This is a genomic window from Neisseria uirgultaei (assembly GCF_962719845.1).
In the GTDB taxonomy this organism is placed as follows: domain Bacteria; phylum Pseudomonadota; class Gammaproteobacteria; order Burkholderiales; family Neisseriaceae; genus Neisseria; species Neisseria bergeri.
The window spans coordinates 21,476-34,560 of record NZ_CAUIYF010000010.1; the positions used below are offsets into that span (position 1 = coordinate 21,476).

A 13,085-nucleotide genomic window follows, 5' to 3' on the forward strand; every position below is an offset into this window, starting at 1 on the left:
AGGTAGCCTGAAATACGGAGAACAAGCCTAGTCGTGCTGGCACTGCTCGTAGATTTTATTTTCGGGATAGGTATCTTTGCCCGAAGGGTACCAGCCTTTCTTGCGCACGCAGGCATCTTGCTCACTGTCTCCGCCGCCAATCGGGTCATAGCCGCAGGAAAACATATCGTCGAGCTTTCGCTGTCCATACAGATTCATCTGCCGCAGCATTTCATCACGCTTGGCTCTGCTGGCTTCCGGTGGAGTTTTTTTAGCAGGATAAATTTTGTCTTCGTTGCACAGCTCCCACCAGCCCGACGCATCGGGCGGCACACGAAAGCCGCTGCCGACGTTCAGGCAGCCTGAAAGCAGGACGCAGAGCATAAGGGGCAGTATCGGTTTGTTCATTTGGGGTCTCCTGATTGGGGATGATTGGGATTGGTACGGTGGTTTTGCTGTTCGAGCAAATCATAAACGCTGATACGGTGAATGGTATTAATATCATTTATTCAAAGTGGCAGAACGGAGGGTGTCGTGCCGGATGATAAAACAGTATTGCAGTGCCGCCTTGCCGATGCGTCGGCCGCCGCCGCTTATCGGGAATCCTGTCTGGACGATGCGGACAGGGCGCGCCTGCTGTGTGCACCGAAATTGGCAGGGCGGACGGATTGGCGGGTCAGCCGCTTCCTGAAGCAGCAGGGCGGCAAGATAGGTTCGCTTTCGCACAGCAAAGGGCGGGCGGCGGTTTTGGTCTGCGGCGGCGGCACGGTTTGCGGTGTCGATATTGAAACGGTCCGTCCGCGCAATTTTCAGGCACTTGCCGAATGGGTTTGTTCCCCTGAAGAACGGGTTTTTTTGGCACGTTCCGGTTGGCAGGCAGAGGCTTTTTACCGCCTGTGGTGCATTAAGGAAGCACTGCTCAAAGCCTGCGGTTTGGGTTTTCCGCAAGATATGGCGAAAGTCGGTTATTTGACCGACGGTTCGGCGGTTTACGGTTTGCGTGCGGATGGCGGAACCGGTTGGCACGCCGTCAGCGCAATCTGGTGCGGCGACGCGGTTGTCGCCTGCGTGTGGCGCGGCGCTGCCGAATTGGATTGGCAGTATTGCGGAACGGATGCCGTCCGGACGGTTTGCCATATCGAGCGGATAGGCGGCAAGGAAGTCTGAAAGGGCAGTTTGTTGTTTTATTCCGTTTTAAATCAATATGATGTAATCGGATTGTGCGGCTTTATCCGTTCTTCCAACGTTTGAACACCAGCGAGGTATTCACGCCGCCGAAGGCAAAATTGTTGCTCATCACGTAATCGGTTTGGATTTCACGTCCGCCGCTCAAAATATAGTCCGCCTTGCCGCAGCGCGGATCGATGTCGTTCAAGTTCAGGGTCGGGGCGAACCAGCCGCCGTTCATCATTTCAATCGAGAACCACGCTTCCAGCGCGCCGCACGCGCCGAGCGTGTGCCCCAAATAGCTTTTTTGCGAACTCATCGGCACAAATCCGAACACGGCTTCGGTTGCCAGCGTTTCGGCGATGTCGCCTTTTTCGGTTGCCGTGCCGTGCCCGTTCACATAGCCGATTTTGTCGGGCGTGATGCCCGCGTCTTGCAGCGCGAGTTCCATACATTTCTGCATCGTGTCTTTTTGCGGCTGGGTAACGTGGCTGCCGTCGCTGTTGGCCCCGTAGCCGACGAGTTCGGCGTAAATTTTCGCACCGCGCCGTTTGGCGTGTTCCAATTCTTCCAATACGAAAATCCCCGCACCTTCGCCGATGACCAGCCCGTCGCGGTTCGCGTCGTATGGACGCGGGGTTTTTTCCGGTTCGCCGTTGCAGCGGCTGGCGGCATAAAGCGAGTCGAAAACATAAACTTCGGACGGACAAAATTCTTCGCCGCCGCCCGCCAGCATCATATCGGTCAGACCGTATTTGATGGCTTCGTAGGCATAACCTATGCCTTGGCTGCCGGACGAACACGCGCTCGATGTCGGGATGATGCGTCCTTTCAACCCGAAAAAGATGCCAATATTGGCGGCGGTGGTGTGCGGCATCATACGCACATAGGTGTTGGCGCTGAAGTTGCGCGACGTGCCGGTCAGCAACAATTCGCCCACATCGCCGATGTCTTTGGTGCTGCCGCTGGAAGAGCCGCAGGCAACGCCCATCCGTCCGTCGGTAATGCTTTCGTCCCCGAGCAAACCGGCATCCGCCAGCGCCTGCTCCGCCGCATCGACGCACAAATACGACACGCGCCCCATACTTCTGAGCTGCTTGCGCGTCCAATGTTTCGGCGGCGCGTAATTTTCAATCGGCGCACCCAGTTGCGCTTCCAATTCGGGGAAACGTTCGTGCCAATCCATATATTTGACGGCGTTTTTTTCGGCTTTGAATGCTGCCTGTATGCTTTGCCAATCCCGGCCGAAGGCGGTAATGCCGCCTATGCCTGTTACTGCGACCCTTCTGGTATTCAACACAAACCTCCGTTCACCGCAATCACCTGGCGCGTGATATACGCCGCTTTTTCATCCATCAGGAAACGCACCGCGTGCGCCACTTCTTCGGGCAGTCCCATACGCGCGGTGGGGATGGCTTTCAAAATTTCTTCGACAGGTACGTTTTCATCGATAATATCGGTATCGATGAGACCCGGCGCGACACAGTTGACGGTGATTTTGCGTTTCGCCAGTTCGACCGCCAAGGCCTTTGCCGCGCCGATAATGCCCGCTTTTGACGCGCTGTAATTGACCTGCCCGCGGTTGCCCGTCAAACCGGATACCGATGCCATGCACACAATCCGTCCGGCTTTGCGGCGGCGTATCATCGGCATAACCAGCGGATGCAATACATTGTAAAAACCGTCCAAATTAGTCCGCAGCACCACATCCCAATCGTCGTTTGAAAACGCGGGGAAGGCATTGTCGCGCGTCAGTCCGGCGTTCAACACCACGCCGTAATACGCGCCGTTTGCTTCGATGTCGGCGGTCAGAATCTCGCGGCAGGCTTCGCGGTCGGACACGTCAAACTGCAACACGCGCGCATTTCTGCCCAAAGAGCGGATTTCTTCCGCTACGGCTTCGGCTTCATCGCGGCGGCTGCGGCAATGGACGGCGATATCAAAGCCGTCTTCTGCCAAACCGAGTGCGGCGGCTTTGCCTATGCCTCTGTTTGAACCGGTAATCAGGACGGTTTCGGTCATCATTGTTCTCCGTATGTGTGTGCCTGTTCAGACGGCATTAAGTTGTTCCGACAGGGTGTTCGGGGCTGTACACGTTGAGTGAGGCGCGCGCCAAAATGCCGTCTGAAGGGAGTGTTCCGGACGAAGTTTCCGGCGCGTCTGTCCAACGCAGTTCGCAGTCGAACACGCCCATTCCCCCGACATCCTGAATAGACATATGCGCCGTTGCCAACAGATGCGTGCCGACAGGGACGGATTGGGCGAAGATTTCAAGTTTGCGCGTGCCGAGCAGGAAGCCGAGCCGAACCGGTTGCGCATTTTTTCGGGCTTGGATACCGGCATACGCGCCGACAGCCTGTGCCATCAGTTCGATAAATGCCGTGTAGGGCAGTATGCCGCCGGCCAGCAGGATGTGGTCGGGTTTTATCTGCGCCCCTGCTTCGACAAAATCATCGCCGTATCGGGTAATGCGGTCTATCAGAACCATACGCCCGCTGTGCGGCAGCAGGGAGGCGGTGTCGGTAATCGGGCATTCTGGCAGTGTGTCCATATATTGCGGCGGCAGGCTGGCAAATACCGGCATTATAATGATAAATGTAAATTCAGGCTAATTCTGGCGGTTTGCCGAGGGGCGGCGTTGTCGGAGAAAGGGGCAGAAATGCGTTTGAATTTCGGCATTGTCAGGGGGATAGGCTTTGGTTAGAATGCGGCACAGTGTAAATTTTTGAAAGAAACTATGCCGCCGATTATTTGCCGGTTCCACTTCGACATCGCCGACTGGCGGGTTTCGGGCAGCAAAATGCGCGATATGGCGCAGTGGGCAAAATGGGCGGAATGTCCGGATTTTGCCGACGGTTTGCCCGATGTCAGGCTGGAATTGCCGTTCCTGCCCGCTATGCAGCGCCGCCGTTTGAGTAAGGCGGCGCGTCTGGTATGCGACGCGGCTTGGGACATTGCCTCCGCCCATCCCGGCAGTCCGGTAGTTTATGCCTCGCACGACGGGGAAATGGGGCGCAGTTTCGATTTGTGGTTGGAACTGTTGAAATCGCATACCGTGTCGCCGACTTCGTTCGGTTTGTCGGTGCACAATGCAACGGCGGGACAATGGTCGATATTGCGTCAGGATATGAGCGAGCAGACGGCATTGGCTGTGTGTGCCGACGGTGTGGAAACGGCTTTGGCGGAAGCGGTGTCTCTGTTGGAAGAGGGATGCGGGTCGGTTTTGGTTTTGGCGGCGGACGATCCGCTGCCGGAAGGATATGCCGTATCGGCGACTCGCGCGCCGTTTGCTTATGCTTTGGCGATGGTTCTGACCAAAGGGACGCGTTACAGCCTGACTTTGTCTGCTTCGGACGATATGCCGTCTGAAACCGGTATGCTGTCCGAGGCATATTGGAGCGGTTTGGAATGGGTGCGTTTTCTGTTGAACGGCAGTCGGGAATGCCGCCGGGTATACCGCAATCGTGAATGGCTGTGGCAGCGGAATGGATAAATTGGATTATTGCCGCCGTTTTGCGGCGACTTGGTTAGGATTTGTGATTTTCGGTGTCGGCGGCATTATGATGAAATTGGTTTTGCTGCCTTACACTTTAAACGGCACTTCAAGGTCTGTCGCCCGCCAATTGGCGGCGCGCCGGATTATCGGAACATCTTGGCGTTTGTTCGTTGCTTATCTGAAATGGTCGGGCGTGTTGGAGGTATCGTTCAGGGGTATTGAAAAACTCAACCGCCCGGGCCAGTTGATTTTGGCAAACCATCCGTCTTTGCTGGATGTGGTGCTGCTTGTCGGCCATGTGCCCGAAATGAATTGTATCGTGAAAAAAGATTTGCAGCACAATCCGGCAATGAGCAGCCAGATTAAAGGTGCGGGCTATATTCCGAACGAAGAGTCGGAAGCAATGCTGGAAACAGTAAAGGCGGTTTTTGACAGCGGGCAGAGCCTGCTGGTGTTCCCCGAGGGAACGAGGACGGGCTGGGACGGACGGGTAAAAATGCACCGAGGCGCGGTTTCTTTGGGACTACGCTATGCTGAAGTGATTACGCCCGTGTGTATCAAAATGAATCCGCCCAATTTTAAAAAGGGGCAGCCGTGGTACCGCATCCCCCCGAAAAGGATACGGTATGAAATTACTGTCGGAGACGACATCCTCCCCCAAGACTGGCTCGCCGAGAAACCGTTGCCGATTGCGGCGCGGCGGCTGAATGAATATCTACAGGACTATTTTACAAGGAAAACCATATGAACGACTTGGAAAACCAAATCAAACAACTGATTATCGACAGTTTGGCTTTGGAGGATATAACCGCCGCCGACATCGGTAGCGAAGACGCGCTGTTCGGCGACGGAGGGCTGGGGCTGGATTCCGTCGATGCGCTGGAATTGGGCTTGGCGGTGCAAAAACATTTCGGTTTCCGATTGGACGGCGAGCAGGAGAACTTGCGCGAACATTTTGCCAATGTCAAAACACTCGCCGCCTTTGTCAAAAGCCGCCAAGCATAAGGATGAAACATATGACCGAACAAGAAATCTACCGGTTGTTGCGCGATACCCTGACCGAGTTGTTTGAAATCGAACCGGAACGGATTACGCCCGATACCAACCTTTACGAAGATTTGGAAATCGACAGCATCGATGCCATCGACCTGATTGACCGCATCAAACGTGAAACCGGCCGCAAGCTGCAGGCTGAAGATTTCCGCAATGTCCGCACCGTCAACGATGTGGTACAGGCGGTATTGAAGATTCAGGCTGGCTAATTGGGTATTTCTAATTATTTTTCAGACGGCATATTATTATCGGATGCCGTCTGAAAACATTTGTGCGGATTCAAAATGAAACCCGGTTTTTTCGGACATATTTTTCTGACCGTATTAAGCATTGCCTATCCGGCTTTATGGTATTACGGCAGGGAGGCGGGCTGGTTTGTTTGGCTGGCGGCGGCGATGTGCGGGTTGTGGCTGCTGCGCGCCCTGACTGCCAAATTGCCCCAACAGCGTTATACGGCTTTGTTTATTACACTGTTTTTTGCCGCAGTATTGGTGTTCGGGCGGCGCGATTCAATGTATTGGTATCCCGTCCTCGTCAATCTGATGATGTTGGCGGTGTTCGGCGGAAGCCTGTTTGCCGGGCAGACGGTGATTGAAAAACTTGCGCGGCTGCAACAGCCCGACCTACCTGAAAAAGCCGTGCGCTATACCCGCCGGGTGACGCAGGTTTGGTGCGTGTTTTTTATAATCAACGGGACACTTGCCGCTTTGTTGGCGCGGTTGGGGCGATATGATTGGTGGGCGGTTTATACCGGCGTGATTGCCTATGTATTGATGGGGATGCTGTTTGCCGGAGAATGGCTTTACCGCAAACTCGTTTTGAAAGTCTGAAACCTTATGCACATTTGCACTTCCTGCGGCGAAAACCACGAAGAAATGCCCGCAATCGGCTTTACCGTCCCCGATTCCTATAAGCAACTCAGTGAAGAAGAACGCATTGCTTATCAAGCGGAATGCGATTCTGATTTCTGCATCATCCGCTATCCCGCCCAAACCGACCGTTTTATCCGCGCGGTGCTGCCGATCCCGATTATCGGTCATGAGGAAACGCTGGAATACGGCGTGTGGGTATCCGTCAGCGAAAAGAGTTTTAACGACTATCAAAGCCGCTTTCACGACAATCCGGAAAACGTCGTTTATTTCGGTATGATCTGCAACCGGCTGCCCCCTTATGAAACCGACACCTTCGGTCTGCACTGCAATGTCGTTACCCAGTCTAATAACCAACGCCCCCTGCTGCAACTTCATCAAAGCGGCGGACATCCGCTGGTACGCGACTTTTATCACGGCATAGGATATGCCGAAGCACAGGCAAGGATAAGGGCGGTATCCGAATCGGATTGTTTAGGATAAACGGACAAAAAGGATAAATATGAAATACAAAGACCTGCGCGACTTCATTGCCATGCTCGAGCAGCAGGGCAAACTCAAGCGCGTCGCGCATCCCGTTTCCCCGCATTTGGAAATGACCGAAATCGCCGACCGCGTGCTGCGTGCCGAAGGGCCGGCGTTGCTGTTTGAACACCCGATTAAGCCCGACGGTACGCGCTACGATTATCCCGTGTTGGCGAACCTGTTCGGCACGCCTGAACGTGTGGCGATGGGTATGGGCGCGGACAGCGTGTCCAAGTTGCGCGAAATCGGGCAGACGCTGGCGTATTTGAAAGAACCCGAACCGCCCAAAGGCATCAAAGACGCGTTTTCCAAACTGCCATTGCTGAAAGACATTTGGAGTATGGCGCCGAACGTAGTGAAAAACGCGCCGTGTCAGGAAATCGTGTGGGAAGGCGAAGACGTTGATTTGTATAAACTTCCAATTCAGCATTGCTGGCCGGAAGACGTTGCGCCGCTGGTAACGTGGGGCTTGACCGTTACGCGCGGGCCGCACAAAAAACGCCAGAACTTAGGCATTTACCGCCAACAATTAATCGGCAAAAACAAGCTGATTATGCGTTGGCTGTCGCATCGCGGCGGTGCGCTGGATTATCAGGAATTCCGCAAACTTAATCCCGGTACGCCGTATCCCGTCGCTGTCGTGCTTGGCTGCGACCCTGCCACCATTTTGGGTGCGGTAACGCCCGTTCCCGATACCTTGAGCGAATACCAGTTTGCCGGACTGCTGCGCGGTTCGCGGACGGAACTGGTGAAATGTATCGGCAACGATTTGCAAGTGCCCGCCCGTGCCGAAATCGTACTGGAAGGCGTCATTCATCCGAACGAAACCGCGTTGGAAGGCCCATACGGCGACCACACGGGCTATTACAACGAGCAGGATCATTTCCCCGTGTTTACGGTCGAACGCATCACCATGCGCGAAAACCCGATTTACCACTCCACCTACACGGGCAAACCGCCTGATGAACCTGCCGTTTTGGGCGTGGCGTTGAACGAAGTGTTCGTACCGCTTTTGCAAAAGCAGTTCCCCGAAATCACCGATTTCTACCTGCCGCCCGAAGGCTGCTCCTACCGCATGGCGGTGGTCAGCATGAAAAAACAGTACGCCGGACACGCCAAGCGCGTGATGATGGGCTGCTGGTCGTTCCTGCGCCAGTTTATGTACACCAAATTCATCATCGTGGTGGATGACGATGTGGACGTGCGCGACTGGAAAGAAGTCATCTGGGCGGTAACCACACGCATGGACCCTGTACGCGATACCGTTTTAGTGGAAAACACGCCCATCGATTATCTTGACTTCGCCAGCCCCGTCAGCGGACTCGGCGGCAAAATGGGTTTGGATGCGACCAACAAGTGGCCGGGCGAAACCGACCGCGAATGGGGACGGGTAATCAAAAAAGACCCTGCGGTTACGGCTAAGATTGATGGGATTTGGGAGGAACTCGGCTTATAGTAGATTCAAATAGATTTCTCGTGTCGTCATTCCCGCGCTGGTGGAAATGACGATAATTGAGCATTTTTTATTTTAAATCAATATATTGAAAGTTAGTTTGATACGCAATGCCGCCCTACGGTTGCAGGGCGGCATTGCTATGCCGCCGTTTGGATTTTCAGACGGCATTTGTGTGTTGCCTGTGTGGTTTTGTGTTGGGATGGCAATTTCGAGGCAGCCGATGCCGTCTGAAAGGCGATTGTCTGGCGGGACAGGCGCGTTCTGTTTGTCTGTTTGGAAACGGTTGGGAAAGGCGTATGTCGGCGGATTTGTTGGGCGTAGTGGCTGGGCTTTTTGCGGCAAGCTGCGATTTTGTCCGTTACGGATTACGGCGGCTGAAAATCCTGTACCGCGCCTGGAAACGAGGCGGCTGGCGGAATGTGCGGCGCGTGTCGCTGCGGCGGAAGATGGTGGTCTCGGCATGGTCGGTGTTCGCCGCACTGCTTGCGGCGGCGTTGATATCCGGCCGGTGGCTGGTTTTTTGTCGGTTGGGCCGGTTTTTAGGATGGCATGAGGAGAAGACACATGGACGAACTGTTCAAATGGGCGGTCAGGATTTTGGCGGAGGTGGCGGACTGGATACTCGAGCTGATGTGTTCGGCATTCCCGTTTGCGGAACCAAGCCGTTTTTTCCATCGGACCGCACGTATCGTTGTGCCGGTTTTGAGCTTGGGTCTGTTTCGTGTCGAAGATTATGGAAACACGGAATGTTTGGACTGGCGGACGTTTTCTGCCGATATGGGCGAATCGATAGGCGGTTGGTTTTGGTTCGCGTTCTGGCTTGCCTTTTCAGTATGGGCAGCCTATGCCCTGTCGTGAAATATAGTGGATTAACAAAAACCAGTACAGCGTTGCCTCGCCTTAGCTCAAAGAGAACGATTCTCTAAGGTGCTCAAGCACCAAGTGAATCGGTTCCGTACTATTTGTACTGTCTGCGGCTTCGTCGCCTTGTCCTGATTTTTGTTAATCCACTATATAACCGACATACTTTGTTTTTGATGCGGCAACGAAAAATCGCTGCGGGTTGACGAAAATACAAATGGCGGCATTGCCAGCCGACACCAAGCCAAACAGATATGGGGCTTGTATTTCCGATGTGGTACGGTCGGTCGGAAAAGTCATGCCGTCTGAAGCGCGGGGACGTTTCAGACGGCATTTTTGTACGCAGGGTATTTACGGTTCTTTAGGTTTGAGCCACTGCCATTGTTCCAGCAGGGTGTCTTCGAGGATTTTCTGTTTCTCTTTGCGCGAATTGATGCCGCCGGTCAGCCTGCCGTAATCGACGGTAATGGACGGCTTGTCCACGGTACCGGTGATTTTCAGGGGAATCGGTTTGTTTTTCGGATGGACGGCGTTGCGGATAAGGACATCTTCAGACAATTCCTGCGTATCCAGATTGGTATAGCCGTTGCCGGTAACGTGAAGGCTGTCGGAGAAGAGTTCGGTATCGACGTGGCGGCTGATGCCGTCTGAAATTTCGCTGTTGAGCGTGAATCGGTGGAAGGGTGTGCTGGGTGCGGCATTGTCGGCAGTTTTGCCCGAAATGCCGTTTTTCAGGATATTGTCCATGTCGATACCGTGCCACGCGCCGTTGGAAATATTCAGCGACAGGCTGCCCTGAAGCGAGCGGATAAGCTCTTTTCGGGTTTCGCCGCTCGCGGTCAGGTCGATGACCGCATCGCCGTTGCCACTGAAGCTGTGGAAGCCGAACAGGTCTTGCAGCAGCGGTTGGATTTGGATGTTGCTTGCATTCTGTTGCAGGCGGTAAGTGGCGGGGCGAGTGTTGGCGATGCTGATGCCGCCTTCGGTATGGCCGCCGTAAAGCCCTGACTTGAAACGGCTGAGCGCGATATGGCCTTTGTCGGCGTGGAGGTAGGTTTCCATATCGTCCAGTTGCAGGCCGGGAAGTTGGACATTGCCGATTTTAAGGTGGGCCTCGATATCTCCGGACAGCCTGCCGAGAGTGTCGGGAAATATTTTGCCGTTTTGTTGCCGCACGTCGTCAAGATAGGGGGTCAGGTTCAATTTTTGCAGTGCGACGGCGGCTTCCAGGTGAGGTGCGTCTTCATGTGTGTATCTGAATTTCGCGGCAACGGTTTGGCGGTCGAACGAACCGTTGAGTTCGGCATGCCACTGATGAAGGTTTTTTATGGACATCGAACCGTCGAGCCGGCTGATGAAACGGGGTTGCGGCAGGCGGTTGACGGTATCCTGAAGGGTTGATACATGCAGGCGCGGTGCCTCCAGACCGTTATTCCGGCTCCAAACCAATGGCGAGCCGAGGGAAAAGTTGGTTTGAAGGCGGGGTGTTTTGACGTTGCCGGAGATTTCGGCGTTGCCGATGTTGCCGATGCCGGGATGGAGGTCGGCCCTATCGAGTTTGAACGATCCGCCCCACTGGGAATTTTCGCCGGCAGCGGTAAATGTCCCGTTGGCGGTTTCAATTTTGATGCCGTTGTTCCTGAGTGCCAGCGTAGGGATTTGGGCGGTCAGGTGGAGGTTGTGGAAGGCGGTGTCGGCACGCAGGGCGAGGTCGGCGGCATCCGCCCCGCCGGCATTGAAGCGGATCGTGGGGCTGCCGGTGGTGGAAACGGCAATGCGGTGTCCGTTTAGGGCGGTCTCGGCTTCGAAATGGAACGGTGAGATTTCGGGCGTGCCGATGCCGTCTGAAAGGAACAGCCCCCTGCTTTTCCACGGGACGGACAGCTTCCCCCAAACCAGTATGCCCGAACTTTCAAACTGCTGCCCCGACGAATCGGGGGATTGCAGGTTGAGGCGGACTTCCTTCAGGGTAAGCCGGTCTTGCGGCAAGTCGAGGTGGACGGTGCTGTTTTCGATAATGATGCGGTTTACCGAGGCTTTGCGTTTTGGGTTGTCGATTAGGTCTTGGATGTTCCAAACGCCTTTCCCGTCGCGCGTCAGAGCAAGTTCCGCACCCGAAACCACCCATTTTTCAACCTGTATCTGATCCGACCACAGATTTTTCCAGCTCAATCCGATTTTGGTTTCTTTGATGGAAACGGCAGTCCGGTCGCCGCCGGGTTCGGTAATGGTCAGGTTTTTCAGGATGACGGTCGGCCGGGGCAGAAGCCTGCGCTGTATATCCGCATCAAACGAGATTTTCCGGTGCGTATGGGCAATGCTTTGTTGGAGGCGGCTTCGGATGTTTTCGGGTGTGAAGATGCGATATACGGAAGCGTGCAGCCCGATTGCTGCCAAAAGCAGTATCGTCAGCACGGCTACCGCATATTTCAGACGGTATTTGTGGAAGACCGATAATAAATCCATAGCCTGAAAAGTCTGTAAAACACGCCACAGTATAACACGGCTTGTAGAAATCCTATTTTGTGCGGGCGGATTATCTTGTATAAAGGGGTAATGTCCATAAGCAGGCATACCGCCGGATCAGGTATCGCGGGTGTTGCCGCGTTTGCAGGGGCAGTGTATGTTTCATACGGCGGCGGATTCTGCAAGATACTTTTTTGAAATGCCGATGCCGTCTGAAACGGACAAGTTTTGTTCGGACGGTATATAATTTGCTTTTTATTCCGGAGGCACGGATATGGTCGGATGCGTTTGGCAGGCAGGACGGTTTGAAATCGGTTTGGACAAACCGAAAATCATGGGTATCGTGAATCTCACGCCCAATTCTTTTTCCGACGGCGGCGCGTATTCGCAAAACGCCCAAACAGCTTTGGCGCATGCCGAACGGCTTTTGAAAGAGGGTGCGGATATTCTCGACATCGGCGGCGAATCGACGCGGCTGGGTGCGGATTATGTTCCGCCTGAAGAAGAATGGGCGCGGGTTGAGCCTGTATTGGCGGAAGTGGCGGGGTGGGGCGTTCCCGTCAGTTTGGACACGCGCCGTACGGTGGTTATGGAAAAAGCGTTGGCACTTGGCGGCATCGATATTATTAACGATGTGGCGGCGTTGACCGACGAAGGCGCGGTCGAATTGCTGGCGCGCCAGACGGACACGGGCATCTGCCTGATGCACATGCAGGGTTTGCCTGAAAACATGCAGATTAATCCGAAATATCAGGATGTTGTCGGCGAAGTGGCAAGGTATTTGAAGGCGCGGGCGGCGGAATGTGTCGCGGCAGGCATCGCACCGCAACGCATCACACTCGACCCCGGTTTCGGCTCCGGCTTCGGCAAAACCTTGCAACACAATATCGCGCTGATGCGGCATTTGCCCGAATTGATGGCGGAAACCGGTTTGCCGCTGCTGGTCGGCGTGTCGCGCAAGAGCACGATAGGCGAGCTGACCGGCGAGGCAAATGCGGCGGAACGCGTACACGGCAGCGTGGCGGCGGCGCTGGCTTCCGTGGCGCGCGGCGCGCAAATCGTGCGGGTGCATGATGTGAAGGCGACGGCGGATGCGTTGAAGGTGTGGGAAGCGTTGGGCATCAATCTGTAAACAGCGGTTCGCATACTTTATGCCGTCTGAAAAGGGCGGGGCGGCTTCAGACGGCATCAACGGTGCAGACAGCAAGGCACA

At 54.8% G+C, this 13,085-nt stretch carries 16 protein-coding genes; 10 read left to right on the forward strand and 6 right to left on the reverse strand.

Translation table 11 applies throughout. From position 1 onward, the window contains the following. Positions 1–27: 27 nt before the first annotated feature. Complete coding sequence (locus tag Q9J32_RS07205; RefSeq protein ID WP_301883162.1) at positions 28–387, reverse strand: hypothetical protein; 360 nt, start codon at positions 385–387, stop codon at positions 28–30. A 126-nt stretch (positions 388–513) separates the two neighbouring features. On the opposite strand from Q9J32_RS07205, the gene Q9J32_RS07210 reads away from it, so the two are divergent. Beyond that, positions 514–1,146 (forward strand): 4'-phosphopantetheinyl transferase family protein, encoded by a 633-nt coding sequence (locus Q9J32_RS07210; RefSeq protein WP_301883161.1) that lies wholly within the window; start codon positions 514–516, stop codon positions 1,144–1,146. A 61-nt stretch (positions 1,147–1,207) separates the two neighbouring features. On the opposite strand, the gene Q9J32_RS07215 is transcribed toward Q9J32_RS07210, so the two are convergent. Genes Q9J32_RS07215 through Q9J32_RS07225 form a run of 3 tightly spaced genes read right to left on the reverse strand, consistent with a single transcriptional unit; the run spans position 1,208 to position 3,730 of the window. Continuing rightward, complete coding sequence (locus Q9J32_RS07215; protein ID WP_301883159.1) at positions 1,208–2,446, reverse strand: beta-ketoacyl-ACP synthase; 1,239 nt, start codon at positions 2,444–2,446, stop codon at positions 1,208–1,210. Beyond that, positions 2,440–3,168, reverse strand: coding sequence for a 3-oxoacyl-ACP reductase FabG (gene fabG / locus Q9J32_RS07220; protein ID WP_301667454.1), 729 nt, complete (start codon positions 3,166–3,168; stop codon positions 2,440–2,442). The genes Q9J32_RS07215 and fabG overlap by 7 nt, the downstream gene beginning before the upstream one ends. A gap of 37 nt (positions 3,169–3,205) precedes the next feature. Continuing rightward, positions 3,206–3,730, reverse strand: coding sequence for a hotdog family protein (locus Q9J32_RS07225; RefSeq protein ID WP_301883158.1), 525 nt, complete (start codon positions 3,728–3,730; stop codon positions 3,206–3,208). Between the two features lie 153 nt (positions 3,731–3,883). Here Q9J32_RS07225 and Q9J32_RS07230 point away from each other — a divergent pair, with 153 nt between their 5' ends. The 7 genes from Q9J32_RS07230 to ubiD all read left to right on the forward strand — a co-directional run bounded on the left by Q9J32_RS07230 (position 3,884) and on the right by ubiD (position 8,545). After that, positions 3,884–4,639 (forward strand): beta-ketoacyl synthase chain length factor, encoded by a 756-nt coding sequence (locus Q9J32_RS07230; protein ID WP_301883157.1) that lies wholly within the window; start codon positions 3,884–3,886, stop codon positions 4,637–4,639. Further along, positions 4,632–5,390: a lysophospholipid acyltransferase family protein gene (locus tag Q9J32_RS07235; protein ID WP_196428709.1), complete on the forward strand. Its 759-nt coding sequence runs from the start codon at positions 4,632–4,634 to the stop codon at positions 5,388–5,390. The genes Q9J32_RS07230 and Q9J32_RS07235 overlap by 8 nt, the downstream gene beginning before the upstream one ends. Continuing rightward, the gene (locus tag Q9J32_RS07240; RefSeq protein ID WP_002222118.1) at positions 5,387–5,647 is read left to right on the forward strand and encodes a phosphopantetheine-binding protein; all 261 of its coding nucleotides are present in this window, start codon (positions 5,387–5,389) and stop codon (positions 5,645–5,647) included. Before Q9J32_RS07235 ends, Q9J32_RS07240 begins: the two co-directional genes overlap by 4 nt. An 11-nt stretch (positions 5,648–5,658) precedes the next feature. Next, the gene (locus tag Q9J32_RS07245) at positions 5,659–5,904 is read left to right on the forward strand and encodes an acyl carrier protein (protein WP_002222119.1); all 246 of its coding nucleotides are present in this window, start codon (positions 5,659–5,661) and stop codon (positions 5,902–5,904) included. Positions 5,905–5,979: 75 nt separating this feature from the next. After that, a complete protein-coding gene (locus Q9J32_RS07250; RefSeq protein WP_219228382.1) occupies positions 5,980–6,525 on the forward strand; it encodes a COG4648 family protein in 546 nt (181 codons plus the stop codon). A 6-nt stretch (positions 6,526–6,531) separates the two neighbouring features. Continuing rightward, on the forward strand, positions 6,532–7,047 hold the full coding sequence (locus Q9J32_RS07255) for a DUF2199 domain-containing protein (protein WP_301883151.1): 516 nt from the start codon (positions 6,532–6,534) through the stop codon (positions 7,045–7,047). A gap of 19 nt (positions 7,048–7,066) precedes the next feature. Beyond that, positions 7,067–8,545: a 4-hydroxy-3-polyprenylbenzoate decarboxylase gene (gene ubiD, locus Q9J32_RS07260; protein ID WP_304666369.1), complete on the forward strand. Its 1,479-nt coding sequence runs from the start codon at positions 7,067–7,069 to the stop codon at positions 8,543–8,545. A 72-nt stretch (positions 8,546–8,617) separates the two neighbouring features. On the opposite strand, the gene Q9J32_RS07265 is transcribed toward ubiD, so the two are convergent. Next, on the reverse strand, positions 8,618–9,007 hold the full coding sequence (locus tag Q9J32_RS07265; protein ID WP_301883148.1) for a hypothetical protein: 390 nt from the start codon (positions 9,005–9,007) through the stop codon (positions 8,618–8,620). Between the two features lie 102 nt (positions 9,008–9,109). Between Q9J32_RS07265 and Q9J32_RS07270 the strand changes: the two genes are divergently transcribed. Next, the gene (locus Q9J32_RS07270; RefSeq protein WP_301883146.1) at positions 9,110–9,403 is read left to right on the forward strand and encodes a 6-aminohexanoate hydrolase; all 294 of its coding nucleotides are present in this window, start codon (positions 9,110–9,112) and stop codon (positions 9,401–9,403) included. Positions 9,404–9,757: 354 nt separating this feature from the next. Here Q9J32_RS07270 and Q9J32_RS07275 read toward each other — a convergent pair whose 3' ends face one another. Continuing rightward, a complete protein-coding gene (locus Q9J32_RS07275) occupies positions 9,758–11,872 on the reverse strand; it encodes an AsmA family protein (protein ID WP_301883143.1) in 2,115 nt (704 codons plus the stop codon). Positions 11,873–12,146: 274 nt separating this feature from the next. Here Q9J32_RS07275 and folP point away from each other — a divergent pair, with 274 nt between their 5' ends. Then, positions 12,147–13,004, forward strand: coding sequence for a dihydropteroate synthase (folP, locus tag Q9J32_RS07280; RefSeq protein ID WP_304675393.1), 858 nt, complete (start codon positions 12,147–12,149; stop codon positions 13,002–13,004). Positions 13,005–13,085: the final 81 nt, after the last annotated feature.

Excerpts from the sequence above, each read along its gene's own strand:
- Q9J32_RS07205 (WP_301883162.1), bottom strand. The coding sequence starts at position 387 with ATGAACAAACCGATACTGCCCCTTATGCTCTGCGTCCTGCTTTCAGGC.
- Q9J32_RS07225 (WP_301883158.1), bottom strand. The coding sequence starts at position 3,730 with ATGCCGGTATTTGCCAGCCTGCCGCCGCAATATATGGACACACTGCCA.
- Q9J32_RS07275 (WP_301883143.1), bottom strand. The coding sequence starts at position 11,872 with ATGGATTTATTATCGGTCTTCCACAAATACCGTCTGAAATATGCGGTA.
- Q9J32_RS07230 (WP_301883157.1), top strand. The coding sequence starts at position 3,884 with ATGCCGCCGATTATTTGCCGGTTCCACTTCGACATCGCCGACTGGCGG.
- Q9J32_RS07235 (WP_196428709.1), top strand. The coding sequence starts at position 4,632 with ATGGATAAATTGGATTATTGCCGCCGTTTTGCGGCGACTTGGTTAGGA.
- Q9J32_RS07250 (WP_219228382.1), top strand. The coding sequence starts at position 5,980 with ATGAAACCCGGTTTTTTCGGACATATTTTTCTGACCGTATTAAGCATT.
- folP (WP_304675393.1), top strand. The coding sequence starts at position 12,147 with ATGGTCGGATGCGTTTGGCAGGCAGGACGGTTTGAAATCGGTTTGGAC.
- fabG (WP_301667454.1), bottom strand. The coding sequence starts at position 3,168 with ATGACCGAAACCGTCCTGATTACCGGTTCAAACAGAGGCATAGGCAAA.
- Q9J32_RS07255 (WP_301883151.1), top strand. The coding sequence starts at position 6,532 with ATGCACATTTGCACTTCCTGCGGCGAAAACCACGAAGAAATGCCCGCA.
- Q9J32_RS07265 (WP_301883148.1), bottom strand. The coding sequence starts at position 9,007 with ATGCCGAGACCACCATCTTCCGCCGCAGCGACACGCGCCGCACATTCC.
- Q9J32_RS07270 (WP_301883146.1), top strand. The coding sequence starts at position 9,110 with ATGGACGAACTGTTCAAATGGGCGGTCAGGATTTTGGCGGAGGTGGCG.
- Q9J32_RS07240 (WP_002222118.1), top strand. The coding sequence starts at position 5,387 with ATGAACGACTTGGAAAACCAAATCAAACAACTGATTATCGACAGTTTG.
- Q9J32_RS07245 (WP_002222119.1), top strand. The coding sequence starts at position 5,659 with ATGACCGAACAAGAAATCTACCGGTTGTTGCGCGATACCCTGACCGAG.
- ubiD (WP_304666369.1), top strand. The coding sequence starts at position 7,067 with ATGAAATACAAAGACCTGCGCGACTTCATTGCCATGCTCGAGCAGCAG.